The organism is Oscillatoria sp. HE19RPO (genome assembly GCF_024220515.1).
Classification (GTDB): Bacteria; Cyanobacteriota; Cyanobacteriia; order Cyanobacteriales; family Laspinemataceae; genus Laspinema.
Map to the genome: position 1 here is coordinate 14,029 of NZ_JAMXOT010000171.1, position 23,103 is coordinate 37,131.

The 23,103-nt window shown below is 47.8% G+C and carries 22 protein-coding genes; 11 read left to right on the forward strand and 11 right to left on the reverse strand.

The window, feature by feature from the left end:
• Positions 1-5: 5 nt before the first annotated feature.
• Entirely contained in the window at positions 6-659 is a 654-nt protein-coding gene (locus NG833_RS16345) for a phosphoribosyltransferase (RefSeq protein WP_254566371.1), read from the reverse strand.
• Positions 660-940: 281 nt separating this feature from the next.
• Between NG833_RS16345 and NG833_RS16350 the strand changes: the two genes are divergently transcribed.
• Positions 941-1,642 (forward strand): uracil-DNA glycosylase family protein, encoded by a 702-nt coding sequence (locus NG833_RS16350; RefSeq protein ID WP_254566349.1) that lies wholly within the window; start codon positions 941-943, stop codon positions 1,640-1,642.
• Positions 1,643-1,748: 106 nt separating this feature from the next.
• Here NG833_RS16350 and NG833_RS16355 read toward each other — a convergent pair whose 3' ends face one another.
• The 3 genes from NG833_RS16355 to tyrS form a co-directional block, all read right to left on the reverse strand.
• The gene (locus tag NG833_RS16355; protein WP_254566350.1) at positions 1,749-2,312 is read right to left on the reverse strand and encodes a hypothetical protein; all 564 of its coding nucleotides are present in this window, start codon (positions 2,310-2,312) and stop codon (positions 1,749-1,751) included.
• A 170-nt stretch (positions 2,313-2,482) separates the two neighbouring features.
• On the reverse strand, positions 2,483-3,187 hold the full coding sequence (pyrF, locus tag NG833_RS16360; RefSeq protein ID WP_254566351.1) for an orotidine-5'-phosphate decarboxylase: 705 nt from the start codon (positions 3,185-3,187) through the stop codon (positions 2,483-2,485).
• A gap of 147 nt (positions 3,188-3,334) precedes the next feature.
• Positions 3,335-4,546 (reverse strand): tyrosine--tRNA ligase, encoded by a 1,212-nt coding sequence (gene tyrS, locus NG833_RS16365; protein WP_254566352.1) that lies wholly within the window; start codon positions 4,544-4,546, stop codon positions 3,335-3,337.
• A gap of 573 nt (positions 4,547-5,119) precedes the next feature.
• On the opposite strand from tyrS, the gene NG833_RS16370 reads away from it, so the two are divergent.
• Positions 5,120-7,042, forward strand: a complete 1,923-nt coding sequence (locus tag NG833_RS16370; RefSeq protein ID WP_254566353.1) for a transglycosylase domain-containing protein — start codon at positions 5,120-5,122, stop codon at positions 7,040-7,042.
• Between the two features lie 375 nt (positions 7,043-7,417).
• Here the strand turns inward: NG833_RS16370 and NG833_RS16375 are convergent, their stop codons facing one another.
• The 4 genes from NG833_RS16375 to NG833_RS16390 all read right to left on the reverse strand — a co-directional run bounded on the left by NG833_RS16375 (position 7,418) and on the right by NG833_RS16390 (position 9,568).
• Complete coding sequence (locus NG833_RS16375) at positions 7,418-7,741, reverse strand: DUF1825 family protein (RefSeq protein ID WP_254566354.1); 324 nt, start codon at positions 7,739-7,741, stop codon at positions 7,418-7,420.
• A gap of 138 nt (positions 7,742-7,879) precedes the next feature.
• Positions 7,880-8,461: a signal peptidase I gene (lepB, locus tag NG833_RS16380; RefSeq protein WP_254566355.1), complete on the reverse strand. Its 582-nt coding sequence runs from the start codon at positions 8,459-8,461 to the stop codon at positions 7,880-7,882.
• Positions 8,462-8,677: 216 nt separating this feature from the next.
• Complete coding sequence (locus NG833_RS16385; protein ID WP_254566356.1) at positions 8,678-9,103, reverse strand: hypothetical protein; 426 nt, start codon at positions 9,101-9,103, stop codon at positions 8,678-8,680.
• Positions 9,104-9,163: 60 nt separating this feature from the next.
• Positions 9,164-9,568, reverse strand: a complete 405-nt coding sequence (locus NG833_RS16390) for an NIL domain-containing protein (protein ID WP_254566357.1) — start codon at positions 9,566-9,568, stop codon at positions 9,164-9,166.
• A 245-nt stretch (positions 9,569-9,813) separates the two neighbouring features.
• On the opposite strand from NG833_RS16390, the gene NG833_RS16395 reads away from it, so the two are divergent.
• Complete coding sequence (locus tag NG833_RS16395) at positions 9,814-10,395, forward strand: thioredoxin family protein (protein WP_254566358.1); 582 nt, start codon at positions 9,814-9,816, stop codon at positions 10,393-10,395.
• 167 nt (positions 10,396-10,562) lie between these two features.
• Here NG833_RS16395 and murG read toward each other — a convergent pair whose 3' ends face one another.
• Entirely contained in the window at positions 10,563-11,627 is a 1,065-nt protein-coding gene (gene murG, locus NG833_RS16400) for an undecaprenyldiphospho-muramoylpentapeptide beta-N-acetylglucosaminyltransferase (RefSeq protein WP_254566359.1), read from the reverse strand.
• A 213-nt stretch (positions 11,628-11,840) separates the two neighbouring features.
• Here murG and NG833_RS16405 point away from each other — a divergent pair, with 213 nt between their 5' ends.
• The gene (locus NG833_RS16405; protein WP_254566360.1) at positions 11,841-12,689 is read left to right on the forward strand and encodes a nuclear transport factor 2 family protein; all 849 of its coding nucleotides are present in this window, start codon (positions 11,841-11,843) and stop codon (positions 12,687-12,689) included.
• 338 nt (positions 12,690-13,027) lie between these two features.
• Here NG833_RS16405 and NG833_RS16410 read toward each other — a convergent pair whose 3' ends face one another.
• Positions 13,028-13,480 carry a GtrA family protein gene (locus NG833_RS16410; protein ID WP_254566361.1) on the reverse strand — a complete coding sequence of 151 codons (453 nt, stop codon included), beginning with the start codon at positions 13,478-13,480 and terminating at the stop codon, positions 13,028-13,030.
• Between the two features lie 1,227 nt (positions 13,481-14,707).
• Between NG833_RS16410 and sir the strand changes: the two genes are divergently transcribed.
• The 3 genes from sir (at position 14,708) to NG833_RS16425 (ending at position 18,987) form a co-directional block, all read left to right on the forward strand.
• Entirely contained in the window at positions 14,708-16,897 is a 2,190-nt protein-coding gene (gene sir / locus NG833_RS16415; protein WP_254566362.1) for a sulfite reductase, ferredoxin dependent, read from the forward strand.
• 150 nt (positions 16,898-17,047) lie between these two features.
• Positions 17,048-18,166, forward strand: a complete 1,119-nt coding sequence (locus NG833_RS16420; protein WP_254566363.1) for a TIGR00341 family protein — start codon at positions 17,048-17,050, stop codon at positions 18,164-18,166.
• 20 nt (positions 18,167-18,186) lie between these two features.
• Positions 18,187-18,987 (forward strand): 16S rRNA (uracil(1498)-N(3))-methyltransferase, encoded by an 801-nt coding sequence (locus NG833_RS16425; RefSeq protein ID WP_254566364.1) that lies wholly within the window; start codon positions 18,187-18,189, stop codon positions 18,985-18,987.
• A gap of 137 nt (positions 18,988-19,124) precedes the next feature.
• On the opposite strand, the gene NG833_RS16430 is transcribed toward NG833_RS16425, so the two are convergent.
• Complete coding sequence (locus tag NG833_RS16430) at positions 19,125-19,529, reverse strand: hypothetical protein (RefSeq protein WP_254566365.1); 405 nt, start codon at positions 19,527-19,529, stop codon at positions 19,125-19,127.
• 264 nt (positions 19,530-19,793) lie between these two features.
• On the opposite strand from NG833_RS16430, the gene NG833_RS16435 reads away from it, so the two are divergent.
• The 4 genes from NG833_RS16435 to NG833_RS16450 all read left to right on the forward strand — a co-directional run bounded on the left by NG833_RS16435 (position 19,794) and on the right by NG833_RS16450 (position 22,964).
• Positions 19,794-19,961, forward strand: a complete 168-nt coding sequence (locus NG833_RS16435) for a hypothetical protein (RefSeq protein WP_254566366.1) — start codon at positions 19,794-19,796, stop codon at positions 19,959-19,961.
• A 436-nt stretch (positions 19,962-20,397) separates the two neighbouring features.
• Positions 20,398-21,021 carry a triacylglycerol lipase gene (locus NG833_RS16440; protein WP_254566367.1) on the forward strand — a complete coding sequence of 208 codons (624 nt, stop codon included), beginning with the start codon at positions 20,398-20,400 and terminating at the stop codon, positions 21,019-21,021.
• Positions 21,022-21,621: 600 nt separating this feature from the next.
• Positions 21,622-22,479 carry an IS5 family transposase gene (locus NG833_RS16445; RefSeq protein ID WP_254566368.1) on the forward strand — a complete coding sequence of 286 codons (858 nt, stop codon included), beginning with the start codon at positions 21,622-21,624 and terminating at the stop codon, positions 22,477-22,479.
• 38 nt (positions 22,480-22,517) lie between these two features.
• Entirely contained in the window at positions 22,518-22,964 is a 447-nt protein-coding gene (locus NG833_RS16450; RefSeq protein ID WP_254566369.1) for an SH3 domain-containing protein, read from the forward strand.
• Positions 22,965-23,103 lie beyond the last annotated feature (139 nt).

Sequence of the window (23,103 nt, forward strand, 5' to 3'; positions counted from 1 at the left end):
GGCAATTATTGGCAGGATAAATAGGCGATCGCCTCGGACATCTCCACCTGGGGAAACGCCTCGTAAAACCGGCTGACACTCATAAACGGATCGGGAGTTGCCAATACTATCAGGCGATCGCACCAGGGTCTCATCTGTTCCACCAACTCCCCAGGGGCCACCGGCACACAGACCCAGATTTGGGCCAAATTTCGCTGTCGTAATGCCTGTACTGCCACCGCCATCGTCATCCCCGTAGCAATCCCATCATCCACCACCAGGGCCAAAGCCCCAGTCGGGTCCACCTGGGGACAAGCCGATGTCATCTGACTCAACTGCGCTTGAGCTTTCCCTTGAGCCTCCTGTTGAGCCGTTTGGCGGACCTGATGTCGCAATATCCGTTGCCTCCCCCAAAGAACCACTCCATCCGCCGTTACCGCACCCAGGGCCAATTCTGGGTTCTCTGGGCGCGTAATTTTTTTAGCCACAATGATATCCAAGGGACAACCCAATTTCTGCGCCAGAGGGGCGGCGATCGGCAATCCCCCGCGCGGCAACGCATAGACAATCGGTTTCATGCGCCTCAAGTCTGCATCGCTTTCAGTCAGTTGTCGAATCACCGCATCAGCCAGTTGTTCTCCCGCATCAGCGCGATCGCGAAATAATGGGGTAGGTATCATCATCCCCTCCAGTCACATAGCACTTCAGTTGCCTCTATGATGGCTGATTTTTTCCGACCCTGATGCCTCATGGGTCACTTTATCCCTTTTTCTGTTAGCCTAAAATTAGCCTAAACCCGCTTAAACCGGGGTTTCAATCATTTAAACCCCTAACATAATTTAACCCTCGGGCTTCAAGTCTAAAACCCACAAGACCCAGGAATAAATCTTAAATTATCCAAGGCTTTTAAGCCTTTTGGAACAGGGTTATAATTTTAAATTAACCAAACTAAGCATACAAAATGACTAACGAAGACCAACTTAATTTGTTTGACATCACCCCTTTTGATGCACCACCTGACCCCCCATCTTTTAATCCCGAACTGATTCCAACTCGTGCTGATATTCCCATTCCTCCCGGTACTTATACCAGCGTTGACGAACTGTCCATCCCCTGTAACCAATGCCACCGATGCGGATTAGGCGCGAATCGAACTCACGCCGTTATTGGCCGAGGAAATCCCCAGGCCCCGATTATGATGATTGGAGAAGCCCCGGGTCAAACCGAAGATGAAACTGGATTACCCTTTGTCGGCAAAAGTGGGGAATTATTAGAAAAAATCCTCGCCTCTGTCAAACTGTCTACTGAAAAAGATGTTTACATCTGCAATATCAATAAATGCCGTCCCCCCGGAAATCGCACCCCCACCCCAGACGAAATGGAAGCCTGTAAACCCTATCTTTTAGAACAAATTCGTCTAGTCAATCCGGCGATTATTTTATTAACAGGAGCAACAGCAGTTAAAGGAATACTCAAGGAAAAACGAGGAATTACTAAAATTCGGGGTCAATGGTTTGAATGGGAAGGAAAACTCTGTATGCCCATCTTTCATCCCGCCTATCTACTCCGCAATCCATCCCGAGAAAAAGGGTCACCTAAATGGTTAATGTGGCAAGATATTCAAACCGTGAGTGCCAAATTAGCAGAATTTGGACTGAAATAATCAAAACCCGCACCCTGTTCGTGTAGCGTTCCGTAAGGAAAGGGTGGGGCACTTGCGGACAAAGCCCGCCTGCGCGGGCTAGGCTATAAAAATGACTTTTCCCACCCTACTCTTCGGAAATAGTGTGGGGACTAAAAAAACTAACCCTGTAGCGACAATCTCGTAACCATAAACGGATGGCTTGAGCCATTTCACTATCACTACTATCTCGCGGAGGAGTGGGAATTGCTGTTTCTGGATAGGCGGTGCGAGAAAACATTTGATTGACTCGCCACCCTTGATCGGTTTGGGATAAAAATAGCCAATGATATTGCTGATATTCGATAGATTGAGTAGCGGTATAATGACGTTCTAAAGTGGTGAAAAAGACTTGGGCGATCGCCGGATTTGACCCTTCGATTTCTAAATCTCCAGGTAACCGAGAAACCGGAGGATGATTCACCCCGGGACCTTGAGGCAAAGGCTGAAACTCCGGACGACCCGCGAGAATCACGAACCGAGGCACATAATCTTGACTACTGCGTTGAATCGTGCGATTGGCATAACCGGGCAAATCAGGCAGTAATTGACTCATTAATAGGTCTAAATCTGCCGGACAGACCCCTCGAACCCTGGGGACAGAGGGAGAAACTTGGGCGATCGCCTCCGGTATCCCAACCCTAACCCCCACTGGCAAGAGAGACAGGGTGCAAACACACAGCAGAACCCGGGCAATTCTGGGAAGAACCCCCCCCAACCCCCCCTTAGTAAGGGGGGGCTTTTCAGAAATCCCTCCCTCCGGTCCCCGGACCTTGGCAAGGGGAGGGTTAGGGTGGGGTCCCTCTTTTACCCAGTCCTGCATCATCCCTCTATCTCTTCACAAATCCGCTGAAATGCCGCCCTCGGGTCCTCCGAGGCGGTGATGGGTCGCCCAATCACCAAATAATCAGCCCCTGCTTTAATCGCCTCTTTCGGAGTCATAGCGCGGCGTTGATCCCCCGCTTCTGACCAAGCTGGACGCACGCCGGGACAGACTAACAGAAACTCAGACCCACAAACAGATCGCAATTGTGCCGCTTCGTGAGGAGAACAAACCGCCCCAGGCAAGCCACTCTCTTTCGCAAGTAATGCCATCTGCAAGGCATATTCAGGCAACTCCACGGGAATTTTGAGGTCAAACGCTAAATCCCGGGAATTGAGACTGGTTAACAGGGTAATCGCAATCAGTTTAGGCGCTTGCTCTCCAGCGGTTTCTACTAATGCCGTTTGAGCATCTTTGAGCCCCCTGCGTCCACAGGTGGCGTGAATGGTCAGCAAATCAACCTGATACTGGGCCGCAGACCGACAGGCCCCGGCCACGGTGTTGGGGATATCGTGAAATTTCAGGTCGAGAAAAATCCGTTTTTGCCGAGTTTTCAGTTCCGAGAGAATGCTAGGACCAGAACTGACAAACAGTTCTAGTCCCACTTTCCAGAATGAGACCTCGGGAAGGGCATCAATCAGGGTGAGGGCCTCGGTTTGATTGGGGACATCCAAAGGGACGATAATGCGATCGCGAACAGACATAATTGCAGGGTAGAGGGGGACAAAGGTTATACCAAATCCAGGCATGAAACGTCCGTTTTTCTATAGCCCGCGCAGGCGGGCTTTGTTAGTATAGCCCCACCCTTGAGGGTGCGGGTTTTTACAGACGTATCAATACCGGGTTCCGGATCAAGACTGGACTAGGCGGACGAATTTCTTTTTACCGACTTGTAAAACCTTGTGATTGAGGTCGGAGGCGGATGCAAAGGAGAGATTTTCATCAGCAATGCGATCGCCATCTAAACGCACTGCCCCCCCTTTAATCTGGCGACGCGCATCGGAACTACTGGCGCATAACCCACTCAGATTGAGGATATAAAACAGTTTGGCGGGAAATTCTACCCCCGCTAAGGAAAATTCTGGGACCGCTTCCGCTTGGGTGGCGTCGCCTTGGACCAGGGTTTCTGCGGCGCGTCGGGCCTCCCTTGCTGCCTCTTCCCCATGTTGATGGGCCACCACAGTGGTTGCCAGCAATTTTTGGCGATCGCGGGGGTTTTCCGGTAACTCGTCCAACGCTAAGGGCGTTAACAGTTCAAAATATTCCTCAATCAAAGAGTCGGGAATCTTCTCCAACTTGGAATACATGGATAAGGGTTCTTCTGCTAAACCCACATAATTATTCAGGGATTTAGACATCTTCTGAGTGCCATCGGTCCCCAGCAAAATCGGCATCAGGAGGCCAAACTGAGGCACTTGGCCGAAATAGCGCTGTAAATCCCGTCCCACAGCGATATTAAACTTTTGGTCCGTCCCGCCCAGTTCCACATCGGACTGAACCGCCACTGAATCATACCCTTGCATCAGGGGATAGAGAAACTCATGGAGGTAGATGGGGTTGCCTTTCTCGTAGCGATCATTGAATCCCTCTTTTGCCAACATTTGTCCCACCGTCATGGTGGTTAAGAGTTCCTGAATTTTGGCTAAATTCAGCTTGGACAACCATTCCGAGTTGTAGCGAATTTCTAGCCGTCCGGGGGTATCGAAATCTAAAATAGAACGAACTTGGTCGAGATAGGTTTGGGCATTGCGCTGGACATCTTCTGCGGTGAGTTGGCGACGGACTTCTGATTTGCCTGTGGGGTCGCCAATCTGGGCGGTAAAGTCCCCAATAATCAAAACGGCAGTATGACCGGCATCTTGAAACGCCCGCATTTTGCGGACCGGGATGCTGTGACCCAGGTGGATATCGGCACCCGTGGGGTCGATGCCTAGCTTAACCCGTAAGGGTCGGTCTGCAAGGTGCAGACGGGCAACCAAGGACTCATTGGGGTCCTGGGATTCAGGTTGATTGGGAAAAATTTCGCTGACACCACGGTGCAGCCAAGCTAAACTTTGATTCAAGGGTTTTAATCTTCTAGTGCCAGGTTGTACAAATGCGTCAGTGGGTTGGAGACTTACAAGTTTACCTAAAAAATCAGGTAATCCTTGTGCTGCGAGATCGTCAACCGAACTGGGCCAGGGGTTAGGGGGTAAACCATAACCCTGCACCCATCATAAATAACTTTGGTCCCTTATCTTGGAGTTCTTGGAGTGGTTGACGTAATCATGGGTTAAAGGGTTGAAGACTAGGAAGATGAGGCCAAATTGCCAGAATGAGTGAGTTAAGGTGGGTTAGACCGGGGAGAACCTGGGAGAAATCAAAGAGTCGAGTCCCCCACCGCGTCAAGATTGCGATCGGGCCGTCCGGATTATTGGATTGGGAACTTGTCGATCTAATTTTGGGGAAGCCAGCGCGTGGGCGTTGCGGCAGGATTGGACTTGGGATGATAAACTGCATCGATGAGATTGCTACCACCAATTGTTCTGCGATCGCGCTAAAATTGCTCCCAAATGACTTGACCTCACCTGTATCCCCAGTTGCCCGGTCCGCCTTTCATCCTATTGAGCTTTGATTAGAGAGGAAGTAAAATCGCCGTGTCTACTAACACGATTAGACAAAATCCCCCTGGAGACTCCGCACCAATTTTCAGCTTTTTTCAGGGCGTCAGCAAAGTCACCGCAGGAACTCTGCTTGGAATGACCATGTTGCTCAGTTCGGTCGTGGCTGGTGGACTGGTCGGCTTGGCCTTGAGCTTCCGTAACCTTCCTGACGTCCGAGTGTTACGCACCTATGTTCCCACAGAAACGACGTACATTTACGATATTAATGGGACTCTTTTAACCCGGATTCATGATGAAGCCAACCGGGAAGTGGTTCCTTTAGATAATATTTCCCCGAACCTCAAACGAGCAGTTCTAGCCATTGAAGATAGCCACTTTTACCTCCACCACGGAATTAACCCGGGCGGGATAATGCGGGCCTTGGTCGCCAACATCGAGCAAGGGGAGACCGTCGAAGGGGGTTCGACCCTGACGATGCAGTTGGTTAAAAACCTGTTTTTGTCCCCGAATCGGTCCTTTAGCCGGAAAGCGGCTGAGGCGGTTCTGTCGATTCGGATGGAGCAAATTCTCGAAAAAAACGAGATTTTAGAACTCTATCTGAATCAGGTCTATTGGGGACATAACTTATATGGGATTGAAACGGCTTCCCAAAGCTATTTTAATAAGTCCTCCTCGGAGTTGACCCTGGCAGAGGGGGCGATGCTGGCCGGTATTATCCAGGCCCCGGAAGAATATAGCCCCTTTGTCAACTATCCCCTGGCGAAACAACGGCAGGCGGTGGTACTGGGCCGAATGCGGGACCTGAAGTGGATTACCGCAGAAGAGGAAGCCGAAGCTCGTAAGCAACCGCTGTTAGTGGGACGAGTCACCTCCTTTGGTCAAAGTAATCTGCCTTATGTTACCGATGCGGTGATTCAGGAGTTGACTCGCCGTTTCGGTCGGGATGCCGTCCTCAAGGGAGGAATGCGGGTTCAAACCACGATTGATATGAATTTCCAACGCATGGCGGAACAAACGGTTCGGCGTTGGCATGAGCGACTGTATTATCAGGGACTGTTCTATAGTCGATCCAATGGTCAAGTTGCGTTGGTGGCGGTGGATCCGCGCACTCACTTCGTGAAAGCGATGGTGGGGGGTGTCGATTTCCAAAGTAGCCAATATAACCGGGCGATTCAGGCGCGACGGCAAACGGGTTCGGCGTTTAAGCCGTTTGTTTATTATGCGGCCTTTGCGTCGGGTCGCTACGGCCCTAACTCGATTGTCCAGGATACGCCGGTGAGCTATCGGGACGGGAATGGGTATTACTCGCCGCAAAACTACGGTGGCGGTTTTTCCGGGGCGGTTTCGATTCGCAAGGCGTTGGAAGTCTCTTTGAACATTCCGGCGATTAAGCTCGGACAAGCGGTGGGTTTAAATAAAGTTATTGAAATTTGCCGTTCTCTGGGAATTACGAGTCCGATGGAACCTGTGATTTCTATGCCGTTAGGGGCGATCGATATGACGCCGATGGAAATAGCTGGGGCTTTTGCCACGTTTGCCAGCAATGGTTGGCATTCGGATCCGACCTTTATTGTCCAGGTGACGGATAGCATGGGGAATATTTTGCTGGACAATACCCCTAAACCCAAGCTGGTCCTCGATCCTTGGTCGGTTGCCTCTCTGACAAATGTCCTGCAAGGGGTGATTAGCCAGGGAACGGCAACCAGTGCCAGAATAGGCCGTCCAGCGGCTGGGAAGACGGGAACGACTTCTTCTCAACGGGATATCTGGTTTGTGGGTTATGTGCCTCAGTTGTCTACGGCTGTTTGGGTGGGCAATGATGATAACCGACCTTTGGCTTCTGGGGCCACGGGTGGCGGTTTTGTCGCTCCCATTTGGCGAGATTTCATGCATCAGGCGATGCAAGGAAAGCCGGTGGAAAACTTCCCCTCTCCCTGGGAATTTGACCCCCCGTAATTAGTAGGGGAGATGGGGAGGATGGGGAGGATGGGGAGGATGGGGGAGATGGGGAAGTTTGTAGTAACGACTTCAGTCGTTTCTTAAGTTCGTAGTAACGACTTCAGTCGTTTCCTCTCCCCAATCTCCCCAATCTCCCCAATCTCCCCAATCTCCCCAATGAAAAACCGGATGGGGTAAGACACTCCATCCGGTTCTTCCAGTACAGTAGGCAGAAGAGAAACCGGGTTTCTTGGCAAAATTTGTAGCATTTCACAGCAAATCTAGGCCAGAAACCCGGTTTCTTGTCCCAACAAATCTGTGTGGGCGCTTATGTCCCTTTTCCTTGGTGGTAAAAGTGTCCCTTGGTAATAAAATTGACGCGATGGTGAGCTTTTAAGCCTCTTGTTCTAATTGCTTTTTCATCCGTTCTAAAGTTTGGTGCATCTGTTGAAACATCTGCTGCGGTGTCATGCCAAATTGACCCAGTTGGGTCTTAAGCTGTTCAACGGTCATTTGAGCCATGAAGTCTTCAGAGAGTTCAAAGCGTTTCATAAAAATGCTGTACCGATCCATCATGGCTTCCATGCGATCGATATAGAGCTTTTTCCCTTCTCTGTCAAATTTTCCGTAATTGCTGCCGAGTTGGATCAATGCTCGATAATCTTCAAACAGCTCTTTGGCTTCTTGCTGAACGATTTCAGAATCAAAAAAACCCATTGTTTTCCCAGTTTCTCTTATACTCGTTTCCCCGTTCGGTGGGAATTCCCACCGTCTATCTTATTATTTTAGTGCAGTGGTGGAAAATGGGTTTAGTCAAGAATAGATTTCTACCCGGTTTTTGAGGGAAATTGGCGGTTAATTGTCGAGGAACCCGATCCGATTAATCGGCCAAAATCGCCCGACTGCGCGTCCAATGATGTTGGTTTTGGGTAAAAACCCCCAAACATGGGAATCATTGCTGTTATTACGGTTATCTCCCATGACAAATACGGTGTCGTTGGGGACTTGTTGGGGACCCCACTCATAGTCTGGGGGTTCGGCGATGTATTCTTCTTGTAGGGGTTGGTCATTGAGGTAGAGTTGGCCGTTGTGAATGCGGACAAACTGACCTTCGGTGGCAATGACTCGTTTGATAAAGGCTTGGTTTTTGGTGTAACCGTACTGTTGAAGGGCTACTGGCGGGTCGAAGACGATGATATCTCCGGTGGTGGGCGATCGCCAGTTATAGGACAGTTTTTCGACGACGATGCGATCGCCGACTTCTAGGGTCGGAACCATTGAAACGGAAGGAATAAATCGCGGTTCGGCGACAAATGCTCGAATCCCTAGGGCTAAAATCAAGGCCAGTGCCAAAATTTGCACGTTGTCTCGCCACTGCTTCCACCCGGTTGATTCAATGGGGTCTGTTGTTTTTAATTCCGTTTTCTCAGAGGTCATCTCCAGTTCCCTTCTCCCATGAGGCCAGATCTGCTCGCTTGGCTTCTGGCATCTGTTCCAGATTATCGAGCATCTCAAGGTTTGCTTGTGTTTTTTTATCTTACAACCTCCGCGCCCTAGCATCTGCGGTGGAACTCAACTCTGACACCGGCTGGATTCCTCGGAGGGTCCGATTTCTTGGAGGTGGTTACAGTCCCGATTGATTGATGAAGAGATTTAGAAGATGAAGGAGAGGCCCCAACCGAGGCTCAATCCCAGGGTCGCCACTACAAATAAAATTAAAAAATCCTGCCAGGGACGGAACGGACCCGTTTGCAGGTCCAGTCTGGCGATCGCGGCGGAGACGAATAAGGCTAATCCGTAAGCGGAAATATCCAACCAAGAAAGGAACACCACTAGGAAAAAAGCACCCAAGAGGACGGTAAAAAATGTCCGATAATCGGATTTCAACCACCGCACGGAAAAGGTGCGGATAATCGACCAAGGGGCCGCTAAAGCCTCCGCCATCAGAAATGTCAAAACAATCGATAAAACCCACACCCACAAGGGCGATTGGGCGGTGGCTAAGGTCCAGCCAAAGTTAAAATAAGTCATCCCAAGTAGCGTCAGAGACAGCCGGGGAAGTGCTTTAATAAAAAACATGGGATCTCCTCTGGCATTCGTTAAAAATCCACGCCTTGATAGCTCAATATTTGGTGGACCCTAAAGATTTGTAGAAATGGCTTGGACGGGACAGGTGGGAATACATTGTTCACAAACGACACAACGCGATCGCGTGAAATTCAGTTGAAAACTCTCCCGGTTGAGATGCAGGGCTTCCGTTGGACAAACTCCGGTACAAAGTCCGCAGTGAACACAACTTTCTTCATCAATTGATATTTCCCGCGAGGCCAAGGAAATGGTAATATCATGGGCGCGCATCCAATCCATTGCCGCATCTAGTTGATCAATATCCCCGGATAATTCAACCACTAGGGTCCCCACTTGGTTGGGGGCAACCTGTGCCCGAATAATATTAGCAGCCACGTTAAAATCTTTCGCCAACCGATAAGTAATTGGCATTTGTACTGAACGTTTAGGAAAGGTTAGGGTAACTCGTTTTTTCACGGTTTACTGTGAATAAGTTGCAGGAATTAGCAAAGGGGTAAAACTCTCTGGGGATTTCTTGTCGAATTGTTATCGAAATTCCCGAGTCTTATTGTAGCGCAGCTTTTGAGAAAAAATGCTGTTCGCGCTGTACCCAATCACCCTGACCCTAACCCAGAATCCCATCCCCCGAGGCTCATCCCTCCCAATTGGCGATCGTTCGCTAAACTAGAAACAACTTGTAATAACTGGTAATCAAAGAGGCGATGACTGCGAATTTACCTGAAAAACCCCCGGCTTCATTCCTGAATCAACTCAGAAATCTGATAATTGTCCTAACGGCTACAGTCCTAGCGGTGGGAATTTTCCTGGGATTGCGGACTGAATCGAGTACGGTTTCCTTGACGGATCTGGAGACGGATTCAATTCCTTATGAGGTAGCACTGGAGAATGGCAAACCGACTCTGATGGAATTTTATGCAAATTGGTGCACGAGTTGTATGGCAATGGCACCGTTCATGAAAGAACTAGAAACTGAGTATGCAGAAAGCGTTAACTTTGTGATGTTGAATGTGGATAATACCAAGTGGTTACCGGAATTGACTAAATATCGGGTGGATGGCATTCCTCATTTTGTATTTTTAGGCACAGAGGGAGAGGCAATTGCGGAGGCGATCGGCGAAATTCCTCGGGCAGTTATGGCGGAAAATATCGAAGCATTAATTGCCGGTAATCCCTTACCTTATGCTAAGGCAAAAGGTCAAAATTCAGCGTTGAATAGTGCGGCTTCCCCGAAAAATGCGAGTAAAACTGATCCCCGCAGTCATAGCGTTCAAGTTGTAAATTAATCGGGTTTTAATTCGGCGAATGGGAGGATTTAAGATGGATTTTTAGGAGGCAAATACTTATTTTTTAGGTCAGATAGAAGTCCTAAATCATTTGTGGAAGACCCTCACCCTATCTGTAGGGCGATTCTCGAATCGCCCCTACAGATCAGATATCCGCGAATTACCTCTTACTTTTCTACCCATTTGCGGACTAATTGAGCAAGCCGATCGCCACTATCTCGAACGGCTAACCCACCGGCTGCTTCTGCCATTTTCTGCAAGGATTCCGGTGACTCGATCCAGTCTAAAACTTGCTGTTCCAACTGGTGCGCCGTTAGCTCGTTTTGCCGATAAACTACGGCAGCACCAGCATCAGCAAAGACCGATGCATTATAGGCTTGATGATCTTCTGCCGCAAAGGGATAAGGAATCAAAATAGAGGGCGTTTTCGTTACCGCTAATTCGGTTAAAGTTCCTGCACCCGCCCGACTAATGACGAGGGTAGCGCGATGCAATAATCCCGCCATATTGGGATAAAACGGCTTAGAAATGTAGTGTGGATGCTCAAAACTCTTAACTTCTGGGTCATTGTCTCCGGTTTGATGGAAAATCCAGGCACCGGCATCAATCCAAGATTGAGCGCATTCGCGCACCAATTTGTTAACAGCAACTGCGCCTTGGGAACCTCCGGCGATCGCAATTAAAGGGACATTTTCAGGAATGGGTAAATCCAATTGAGGGGTAGCGAGGAAGGGCGATCGCACCGGAGTTCCCACAACAGCAGTGTTTGCCTTGGGTAAATATTGCGCCGCCTTCTCAAACCCGACTGCCACCACGCTACAAAAGGGACTAAAGGTGCGGGTGACTTTCCCCGGCAAGGCGTTAGACTCATGAAGAATCGCCGGTAATCCTAAAGAACGGGCTGCTAAAATGGCGGGAGCAGCAATATAACCCCCGGTGGTAAAGACGCCGTGAAATTCTCCAGTTTTGAGCAAGCGGCGCACTTGAAACACGGAACTGACGAGTCGGAAGGCGATTTTGAGGGTGCCGAGTCCGAGACGCTGTTGAAATCCTTCGACGGGAATGGTGTGCAACCGATAGCGATCGCCAATCAGTTGAGTTTCCATGCGGTTGGGAACCCCCAACCATTCAATTTGATAGTCTGGGAGTTGTTCTGCGGTGGCGAGTGCGGGGAACAAATGCCCACCTGTGCCACTCGCAGCAATCAGTAGTCGAATCGGTTTATTTGCCAAGTCGGTAGCCTCTGTTTGCGTTTCCTGGGGATAGTTTTCGGTTGGATGCAACAATCGCGATATCGCATCTAAACTATAAATTTAAACGGGTTGATCTCTGTTTTTCGAGCGCCTGTGCAATCCAATTCACTTCATCCCTGCGGAAATCCCGGGTTCTCTGCGGAAGACTATTGTTAGGATCTGTTCTATCGTGTCGTGTTGAAGCCCTCCCCAATGACTAATCCCTTGAGCTTACTGCAATCCCGTTTGAGCCCTTCGCGGCAATCCACGGGGACCCCGAGTCGTGAACGTTCGGCGATCGCTGCAATTATGGTCAGTTTCAGCCTGTGGTGTGCTGGAGGGGCCACACCCATGAGGGCCGCCGCAGCAACGGCTCAAACTGCACCCCCAGAACTTAACCAAATTCTCCAGGATATTGATGCCGCAGCCAATCGGCAAGATATTCAAGCCGTGATGCAGTTTTATAGTCCAACTTTTGTCCATTCTGATGGATTAGATTATCAGAGTTTAAGGGAAGGATTAACCCAACTGTGGGAGCGGTTTCCTAATCTGAGCTATCGCACGGAGATTGAGTCTTGGGAACGGGATGGGAATGGATTTAGGGTGGAAACGGTTACCGAAATTACTGGGGTTGAGACTCAAAACGATCGCGATTTGAGGTTAACGGCAACGGTGCGATCGCAGCAGCATTATAGTAACCAGCAAATTGTTCGTCAAAATATTCTCGCCGAACGCAATCAAATCACCACGGGGGACAATCCCCCCACTTTACAAATTAATTTACCGGAAGAAGTTCGCCCCTCCGAGCGTTATCACTTCGATGCGATCGTTGTTGAACCCCTGAGAAATGATTTAATCCTGGGCTATGCACTGGAAGAACCCGTTCGCACGACCCAATATTTAATCCCTTCTGATTTGAAATTAGAACCCCTCGCCGCTGGAGGTCTTTTTAAAGTCGGTCAAGCCCCATCCACGGAAGATAATCGCTGGATTTCAGCGATTATTGTTCGCAAAGATGGCATCACAATGGTTACCCATCGCCTCCGGATTGTCGCTCCTTAATTTTGAGTTGGATTCCTTCTTGCGATCGTTGTTCTCTTAGAAATAAAATAAGTCTGCTTCTGCACAAATGTAGAGGCGATTCGCGAATCGCCTCTACATTTGTGGTTTAATATTAAAAATTGCGTAAGTCCTGTCATACCAAGTCCGGTTGCTAAAAGTCGGTTTTTGTTTTTAGCCCGCGCAGGCACCGATTCGTCCACTTTTTTCCCCACCATGCGCGGGTGCGGGCTAAAGCAGACCTTTAACAACCGGATTCTGTATCACCTCAACCCTAACGATAAAAATCTAATTTATTAGCTTTAAATATCTTTAAATATTAAATAACTGGAAATAATATCCTATCTTTGTTTAGGATTTGCCTGGAAATTAGGTGAGTTTCGTTTTAAGGATTGACCTGGACCAAATACCATGTATTTGGTGCCGGGATAGACCCAGAAGAGGAAAACCGTATTTTTAGAAATTAACCAGGCTAATTCTTCCTGGGGAATAATAGAGTTAGCTAGGAGGGTGGTGGCGAGGGAATGTAAAATTAATGCTCCCCCAGATACGATGATATAACGACCGAGAGATTCGGGCAAACTGTGCTGCTTGCTATGACGAAATACCCACAGTCGGCAAATGGTAAAATGGAGCAGTGCTCCGGCTAGAGAACCGAGGGCGACTGCGGTGGAAATTTGGAGATTTACTCCTCGGTTGAACAGAGTAAAGACTACAAAATCAAGGGAGGTTGCCAGCCAAGAGGCAACACTCATTTTACTAATATCTCGAATATGTTCTATGAGCGCTTTCATTACACGCTTAGGTCTTTGATGGCATAAATACAATACCGTTGAATCAGCAGACAGGTTAAAAAATTTCCCCAGTCCGGAAAAAAAAGGCATCAAGCTTCTAACCCTCCCAGAGGGGTGCGGGATCAGCATACAGTATCCTCGTCCCCCTGAGTACAATTAACCATCAGCAGGGAGGATTCGGGAAGCTGTCACTGATAGTCCTAACCTACTATTTATTGTATTCTGGTAGAGAAAATGGAGAGGCTATGTGCCACTTGAGCAACTGGTTATGGGTTGGGGGGAAGCTGAAATCCGCTATGATTCGCTATAACCCGATGTGGGTTTGAACCCGATGATCTGTAGAGACGAGAGATTTGATGTCTTTACATTGCCTTCACCGGATATCTCCATGATAGCGCTAGGGGGAAATGAGGGAGGGAAGGGGGAGAATGGGGATTGAGGGGGAATTCTTGACCTCTGCTGTATTTTTAGGAATTCTCGTCAGAATACAGCCCGGATTGAGGGGGAATTGCGGGGGGTTATCCAGGTTTGAAGCGGTGGAAAATTTTTGAGCGATGAGCGGTTGGCAGAAATTTGAGGAATCGATCGCTTTGTGTTCGTCTGTAGCGAGAACTTAAAATTTTAGGGCAATGGATATCGCCGGAGTATTGGGATGGATTATAGCAGATTCGGTAAAAAAATAGAGAAAATTTACAGAAGATTTAGGAAAAATTTACAGAATAAAAGTAAAAGTTAATCAAATATTTCAGGATTTTGAGTTAAATTGCGATCGGGGAAAAGAGTACCGATTCATAAATTGGGGAGGTAGAAACTGCTGGAATGGATTGGAGCGATCGCCAGAACGGAGGATGAGGAGTATCCGAAAGCCAGTAAGTAACTACACCTAATCAACCGGGTTTGAGAAAATCTAGGGGAAACTGTTCCCCAGATTTTGCTCAGGATTGTCCATTCGGGAGGGCGATCTAGAAAAATCGCTAATTTAAGACTCACCGAAAACCGGGTCAAATCCTGCCAGGTCAATCGGTCTGACGCTCTCTTGAGGGAGGGGTTAACCCCTTCAGGGGAAACCCAAATTAACAAGACTTAACATTGTAAACTAAGGAATGGATCCTAATTTGCCAAATGATCCCTTAAATTAGGAAAGGCAGTGATAAGATCGAAAAACATCGCTATTCCGACCGGATTACCGGAGAGAAATAGCCTCTACCATTTTCACGAGATGTGCTCATGGTTCAATCCTTTACAACGACACCATCCATGACTCCTAGCAGTCAAAAAGTTTCTAAAGTCGAAGGCATCAAAGAACGCAGCAACTATTTGCGCGAACCGCTTGCCACCGAGCTTTTAGAAGATACGACTCATTTTTCCCATGATGCCTATCAGATTCTGAAATTTCACGGTTCATATCAGCAAGATAACCGGGAAAATCGGGTCAAAGGGCAGGAAAAAGACTACCAAATGATGCTTCGCACGCGATCGCCGGGAGGATTCATTCCACCGCAGCTGTATCTGACCTTAGAACGGCTGTCGGAAGAATATGGCAATCACACCCTGCGAGTCACGACCCGTCAAGGTTTCCAAATGCATGGAATCTTGAAGAAAAACTTGAAAACGGCAATCCAGGAGATTGTCCAGAACATGGGTTCTACCTTGGGCGCTTGCGGAGACCTCAACCGCAACGTCATGGCACCCCCTGCCCCCTTTGCCAAACGCTTAGATTACGATTGTGCTCGCAGATATGCGAACCAGATTGCGGATTTGCTGACCCCTCAAAGTGGGGCCTATTACGAGATTTGGCTGGATGGGGAAAAAGCCATCAGTGGGGAAGAACATCCCCAGGTGAAAGAAGCGCGGCAGCGCAATGGCAATGGGACTATCTTCCCAGATTCCCCAGACCCGATTTATGGAACCCAGTATCTCCCGCGCAAATTCAAAATTGCCATCACGGTCCCTGGGGACAATTCCATTGATATTTATTCCCAAGACCTGGGCCTGGTGGTCATTCTCGATGATGCGGGCCACCTGGAAGGATTTAACGTCCTTGCTGGGGGTGGATTGGGGCGCACCCATAACAAAGAGGAAACCTTCCCCCGTCTAGCGGATCCCATCGGGTTTGTTAGAAAAGACGACATTTACGATGTGGTTAAGGCGATCGTCGCGACTCAACGCGATTATGGCAATCGCGTCGAACGCCGTCTTTCCCGGATGAAATACCTGATCGAGGATTGGGGAGTCGAAAAATTCCGGGAAACCGTCGAAGGCTATTTAGGGAAACCATTTGAACCCTTCAGACCCTTACCGGAGTTTAAATACCACGACTTCCTCGGTTGGCACGATCAGGGGGATGGCAAGCTGTTCTACGGGATTTCCGTGGAAAATGGTCGGATTCACGATCGCGGTTCGTTGCAGCTTAAGACAGCTTTGCGGCGAATTGTGGAGTCCTTCAACCTGCCGATGCTACTGACCCCACATCAAAATGTGCTACTGTACGATATTGCACCGGCACAACAACGGGAAATCGAGCAAATTCTGCAAGAATGCGGGATTAAACGGGAAACCGAAATCGACCCGTTGGTTCGCTATTCAATGGCTTGTCCTGCTTTACCCACCTGCGGTTTAGCCATTGCCGAAGCGGAACGCGGGATCCCCGGGGTCCTGGCTCGCATTCGCGCGCTGTTAAATCAAGTCGGTTTACCCGAAGAACACTTTGTGGTGCGGATGACGGGTTGTCCGAATGGTTGTGCTCGTCCCTACTTAGCTGAACTCGGCTTTGTGGGCAGATCTCCGGGTGCGTATCAAGTCTGGTTAGGTGGGAATCCCCATCAAACTAGGTTGGCTGAAACTTACATTGAGAGTTTGGCGATCGAAAATTTGGAAGCTACCCTAGAACCCTTGTTTGTGTATTTCAAACAAGAACAGCTTCATCGGGTTGAACCTGAGAGCTTTGGTGATTTTTGCCATCGGGTCGGGTTTGAAGCCCTGCGTCGCTTTGCTGCTACATATTCTGCTAATCCAAACGCTTCAATTCAAGAAATGGTTAATCAATTCTCTTCTCCCGTTAATTCTGAAAATGTCACGACTTCGGGTGCCGAACCCATTGCGGCCTCGACCAGTTCTGAATCCTCTGCGCCGGTCACTTCCGGCAGCGATTCTCCCACGGGTGAGACTCCTGCTGCTGCGGATTCCGGTGTCCCTCCCACTCCTCCGACTCCCCCAAGTGGCGGTGGCGGTGGCGGTGATGATAGTGAAGGGGAAGATGCCTCCGGTTCTTCTCGTCCTCCCCGTCGCCGGATTAATGTCAGCAATGAGATTTATCTCCAGCTTAAGACGGAAGCAGAGCGTCAGGGTAAGCCAATGAGTCAATTGGCTGGAGATGCGATCGATGCTTTCTTGAAAAGCTTGAGCGAACAAGCCTGAACTTCTGGGTAATGGTCTCGGTTTAATCTACCTTTAGAGCAAGAAAAATCTGTCAGGAGTTTGATAAATTAAGGTATTATCATAACGAGCGTTATGGCTTGGGTGATGACGACTCGGGTTCCTAATTGAAATTCCTGGCAGGTTTTAACGGTGAGCTTTAAGTTCAAGCGACTGGGACTTTTAGGGTATTTGCGAACCATTCGGTTGTTTAAAAACTGGTGGCACAGTAATAGCGGAGACTGGAAATGGCTGTCGGAAAAACCGATCTCAATAGAAGGGTTGAACCGGCAAGTCTGGCGCTCATCGGTCCCTTCCCAAAGCTTTTATGTTTTGCTGGGATTGTCCGCCATTATTTCTACCCTAGGACTGCTGGCTAATAGTGCCGCTACGATTATTGGAGCGATGATTATCGCTCCTTTAATGGGTCCGATTCTGGGCATTGCTTATGGCATGGTGATGGGCAATCGCCGCTTGTTGAAGCGATCGGCTTTAACCCTGGCAAGTGGTGTATTGTTAACGATTTTTACCTCGTTTGTCATCTGTCATTTGATTGGCTTACGAGTGGTTCAAGGGGAAATTATGGCCCGATCGCAGCCGACGTTACTGGACCTCGGGGTAGCCTTAGGTGCCGGGACTGCAGGCGCTTTTGCCAAATCTCGCCGCCATGTTGCTGATGCCTTACCGGGAGTGGCGATCGCGGTGGCCTTAGTTCCTCCCTTAAGCGTCATTGGTATCGGAATTGCTTTAGCCTCTCATGAAATTTTCATCGGCAGTTCTTTACTGTTTTTAACCAACTTAATCGGAATTATTTTTAGTGGCGGCCTAGTTTTTATTACCCAAGAATACGGCTCCATAAAACGGGCAAAAGAAGGCTTTCTTATCTCTTTAGTTGCCTTAACTATTTTAGGTATTCCTTTGGGATTTTCCCTCAATAACTTAGTCTTACGAGATAATGTCCGTCGCAGTATTATCTCCTTAATTAGGCAACAAACCCTGACTTTTTCTGACACCGATATCCGCCAGGTACAGGTTCAACCTCAAGGAGAGGGACTGATTGTCAACCTAGAAGTTGCCGCAGCAGCCAACTCAATTTCAGAAAAACAAGTGAGGCTCGTTCGCGATTTTTTAGAAGACAAGCTGCAAAAACCTATCTCGTTAAATGTTCAGATCATTCCTCTGACCCAATTTATAGTACCCTCTGACGCTATAGACCGGAATTTAGAACCCGATGTGGGAGAGGATTTTATCCATCAAGAACCCGAGGATTAATTTTTTAAAAAGGTTGTTTTGTGAACGCAGCTAAAACCGGGAATTTTCAACAGTTAGGCCAACTGCAACGAGTGGCGATCGCACCCACACAACTTCAATCCGAGGGAATTCTGCTCGATCGTCCTCAACAGCATTATCTCAGTCGCGTCTTGCGCTTAAAAGCAGGCGACTGCTTTATTGCAATGGATGGACAGGGACAATGGTGGTTGGCTCAATTGTCACCCAATCCTGAATTGGCCACAATTTTAGAATCAATCCCGGTGCAGACTGAATTGCCAGTTCCCGTCACCTTAATCCTGGCACTGCCTAAAAATGGCTGGGATGAAGTCGTCAGGCAAACCACCGAACTCGGTGTCACCACCCTCGTCCCGGTTTTGAGCGATCGCACCGTCCTCAAACCCAGTCCCAACAAGCTCGATCGCTGGCGTCGCATTGCACGAGAAGCGGCAGAACAGTCAGAACGTCAAATTGTCCCGACTATTTTGGATCCAGTCACCTTTCGAGACTATCTCCCTCTGCCGGAAACACCCCAGAACCGCTATATTTGCGTCACTCGCACCGAGGCCCCCCATTTACTAGGGCAGGTTTTAGCCAGTCAACAGTCCCCAGGGGGATTACAACCAGGTCCTCTGGAAATTGCAGTCGGACCCGAGGGGGGATGGACCCCAGGGGAAGTGGAAATTGCGATCGCCTCCAACTTTCAACCCGTTTCTCTCGGCAGTCGCATCCTCAGAGCCGTGACTGCACCCGCAGTTGCCTTATCCTTGATAGCTGCCGCCTTAGAAATTAACCCGACCCCCAATTTTGAGGTTTTACCCTAACAGGACTTACCCCTCTCGTTTCAACGTAGGGTTGATTCGCGAATCAACCCTACATTTAGATATTGCCCTCAAATATTGCGGAAATTCTGCCTAAAAATCAAAAAGAGACGCAAAAATTGCGTCTCTCCCTGGGACTTCTAGCGGGTGGAAGTTTGCATATTCCGCGCCATATCCAGATAAGAAGTCATATTCGCACCGGGACGACGACGGGGGGTCACCATCACTGGGGTGGCTTCCGGTTTAGGAGCGGGAGCGGGTTTCGCCGGTTCTGAAGAGGCGATCGCCGCAGGCGCAGGCGCAGGCGCTGCTGGCTTCGGTTCCGCCTTTTTCTTAGTGGTTGTAGATTTGCTCACCTTTGCCGGTTCTGACTTCTCTGTAGGCAGGGGTTCTCGTTTCTGAACTGGAGCCGCTTCGGGTTTAGTTGCCGGAGTAGACCCTTTCGACTCTTCGAGTTCCATGTAGTATCCAGATTTTTTGGCTCCAAATAAGCCCCCGAAGAAGCTGAAAATGCCGCCAAATAATTTTTTGATAAAACCAAACATGGTCCTTACTCCTAAAATGTTTACTCTCAATGGGCAAGGGTTCAAGCCTTAACAGCGTATTGCCGCCTCGGTTAACGGATCCGGACAAGCAGTTTCTGTTCAAGGCCCCCCAAAAACTGAAAACTGTTTGGTTTAATTATGAAGTTCTGATAAGCCAACTCCCCCTTTTTCGAGAAAAATCTTAATAAAAATTTACAAATTTGCCTCAAATGGCTGTTTTGGCTGAGAGATGCTTTACAGAACTACAAACATTTTCAGGATTAAATGGTCATTGGTCATTGGTCATTGGTCATTGGTCATTGGTCATTGGGTGATGGGGAAGCTGTTCGTAGTAACGACTTCAGTCGTTCTCTTGTCCTAGTTCGTAGTAACGACTTCAGTCGTTCTCTTCAGTTCGTAGTAACGACTTCAGTCGTTCTCTTCAGTTCGTAGTAACGACTTCAGTCGTTCTCTTGTCCTAGTTCAACGTCCCGACTTCAGTCGTTCTCTTCAGTTCGTAGTAACGACTTCAGTCGTTCTCTTCAGTTCGTAGTAACGACTTCAGTCGTTTCCGGCTAAAGCTGTGACAAGCACTCTTTCCGACTTAAGCACCTGTGCAGGAACTGGAGGATCCGGACAGGGTTGCGTGACTTGGCATCCGCCAACTCACGCGGTAACGACTGAAGTCGTTACTACAAACATTTGCTGTGTAACGTTCCGACTGAAGCACCATGAGCGACTTAAGCGCCTGTGAAGGAACTGGAAGCTCCATCTAGGGATGCGTGACTTGGCTGATGCCACGTCACGCGGAAACGACTGAAGTCGTTACTACGAACATTTTTTTATGCCGGGTCTTTTACAATAATTAATGACCTAAACCACTAAAGTTATGAATAAACATAATCCAAAAAACCCCGTGATGTTAGTTCATGGAATTTGGGATACCCGTGATATTTTCAATAAAATTTATCCAACTTTAACCGAACTCGGATGGTCAGTTTATAGCTTAAATTTAATTCCGAATGATAGTTCTGTTGGATTAGACCGTTTAGCGGAACAACTGAGGGACTTTATTGAGCAAACATTAGGAGGCGATCGCCCCTTTGATTTAATCGGATTCAGTATGGGGGGAATTGTCAGCCGGTACTATCTCCAGCGACTCGGTGGAATTGAGCGGGTAGAGCGATTTATTTCCATCTCAGCACCCAATCAAGGGACCGTAACCGCTTACGCATTACCCCTGCCGGGATGTTTGCAAATGCGTCCAAAAAGCCCGTTTTTGGAAGATTTGAATCGGGATGCAGTGGAGATGCTGGGACGGGTGAATTATACCTCGATTTGGACGCCTTATGATAGTATGATTATCCCGGCCAAAAGCTCGCAACTGCCCGTAGGGAAAGAAGTGATATTGCCGGTTTTGGTTCATCGATGGATGGTGAGCGATCGCCGATGTTTGCAGGTAATAGCCGAAACCCTGTCGGAACCCCTCCGTGTTAACCCTGAAGTCTCTTAAGCCATCATTTCTACTGGCTATATATTGGACGCGCTCATGCTGTCTGGATAGAGATTTTTCATTAAGAATTATGACAAATTGGGTTGAGTTTGCCCTAACCTAGTTTATGATTAGCTTAGAGCATTAGTATAGGCGTCACATAGATAGGACCAGTAACCGGGTTTCTGTCCCTCAATTTTTGCGGATTAGGCAAATTTTTCTAAAGAAATCCGGTTTATCTCCCCGCTTTGGAACGGGAATTTTAGAATATCAAGACCGGATGAAATCAATCGACCTGTTAACGGGAATAGACTCTTGATTCGGGGGACCAATCCGCTTGATATTGTGTCAAGAAAGCCGGTTATTTCTCCGGGATTTAACTGACGCACTACTCTCTCATCACAGCAGAAATATCCCTGTTTTTGAAAGCAGGATAATCAGTTGAGGCGGCGCTATGATCAGGAGAACAATAGTAGACCTCTTGCAAAATAATTTTATGCTATAATAAAAAGTTTTGCTTAATCTTAGCAAATGGCCAGTTATAGCTAATTTTCCGAATCTTTTGCTAAAAACCACATAAAATGCTAAAACAGTATTTTGCAGTTCCACAATAAATGAATCATGGAAAATCTATTTTATCTAAATTTGAAACCCCAGCAATTTAAACGGAGATTTGGTGTCCAGATTCAAACCTTTAAAGAAATGTTAAAGAGTTTAGAAGAATATCGGTTAGCAAATCCTAAAGACAAACGAGGATCTAAAAACAAATTAACTCTTGAACAACAAATCTTAGTAGCATTAGAATATTGGCGAGAATATCGAACTTATTTCCATGTGGGGACAAATTGGGGAATATCTGAATCAACAACTTGGCGAATTGTTCATTATGTTGAATCAACCTTAATGAAAACTGGAAAATTTGGTATTCCTGGAAAGAAAGCCTTACTCAAAGGTTTTGGGCATCCAGAAGTTGTAGTAATGGATGTCACCGAAACAGCTGTCGAGCGTCCCAAAAAAAAGCAAAAAAAATACTACTCAGGAAAGAAAAAATGCCACACACTAAAAATGCAAGTGGTCATAAATCAAGAAACTAAAGAGATTATTTGCCTAAATTTTGGACCGGGACATTGCCATGATTTCAACTTGTTTAAAAAAAGTCAGGTCCATTTCAATCCAGAAACCGATAGTTTACAAGATAGTGGATATCAAGGGATAAAAGATTATCATTCTAATAGCTATACTCCTAAAAAGAAACCTAAAAATGGGAGTCTGTCTGCTTTAGAAAAAGACTACAATCGGGCTTTAGCTAAAGACAGAATTGTGATTGAACATATTAATAGGAGTCTAAAAATTTTCAAAATTTTGTCAAGTCGTTATCGAAATCGTCGCCGTCGTTATGGTCTCCGGTGTAATTTGTTGGCAGCACTTTACAATTATGAGTTGGCTCTGGGGTCTAAAATTCAAAATCTCTCATTATAGCATAGATTTTTTTTGCAAGAGGTCTAGTTTTAGCAACGTTGCTGACCCTAGGCTTTTCAGCAACACCAACTCTGGCTCAATCCCTAACTTGTGCGCGGGTTCGCGACCCGGATGGCTGGGTCAATGTGCGAGATTTGTCCAGTGGGCAAGTGGTCGGACGATTGAATAATAACACTCATTTGGCCTATCGATCGGTGACTTCTGATGGGTTTGCGATTTTAGTTTCTGCGCTGAACCGGGGCGTTCATCAGAGTCGTTTGGAAACGGTACCTAATCGGTACTGTAACGTTTTCTGGACCGTTCAAGACCCCGATGGTTGGTCAAATCTTCGGAGATCTCCTGGGGGAGATATTATTGGCCGGGTTACCAGTGGAGGGCGAGTTTTGAGAATTGGAGGGGGAGAAGATTGGGCGCAGGTGATTACCTCCGATGGGACTTTTGGTTATATCCACAATTCGCGCTTACAGGGAATGAGTACCTGGTAAGGGATTTCCAGAAAATAAATTCTGCAAAGCCGTGATAAAATAAGCATTAACCCCGTGACGGAGGAGAACGCAGATGGAATTAACGGATTCGGTGAAAACTTTATTAATTGAGACAGCAAAGCAATTGAAAGGAGCCGCG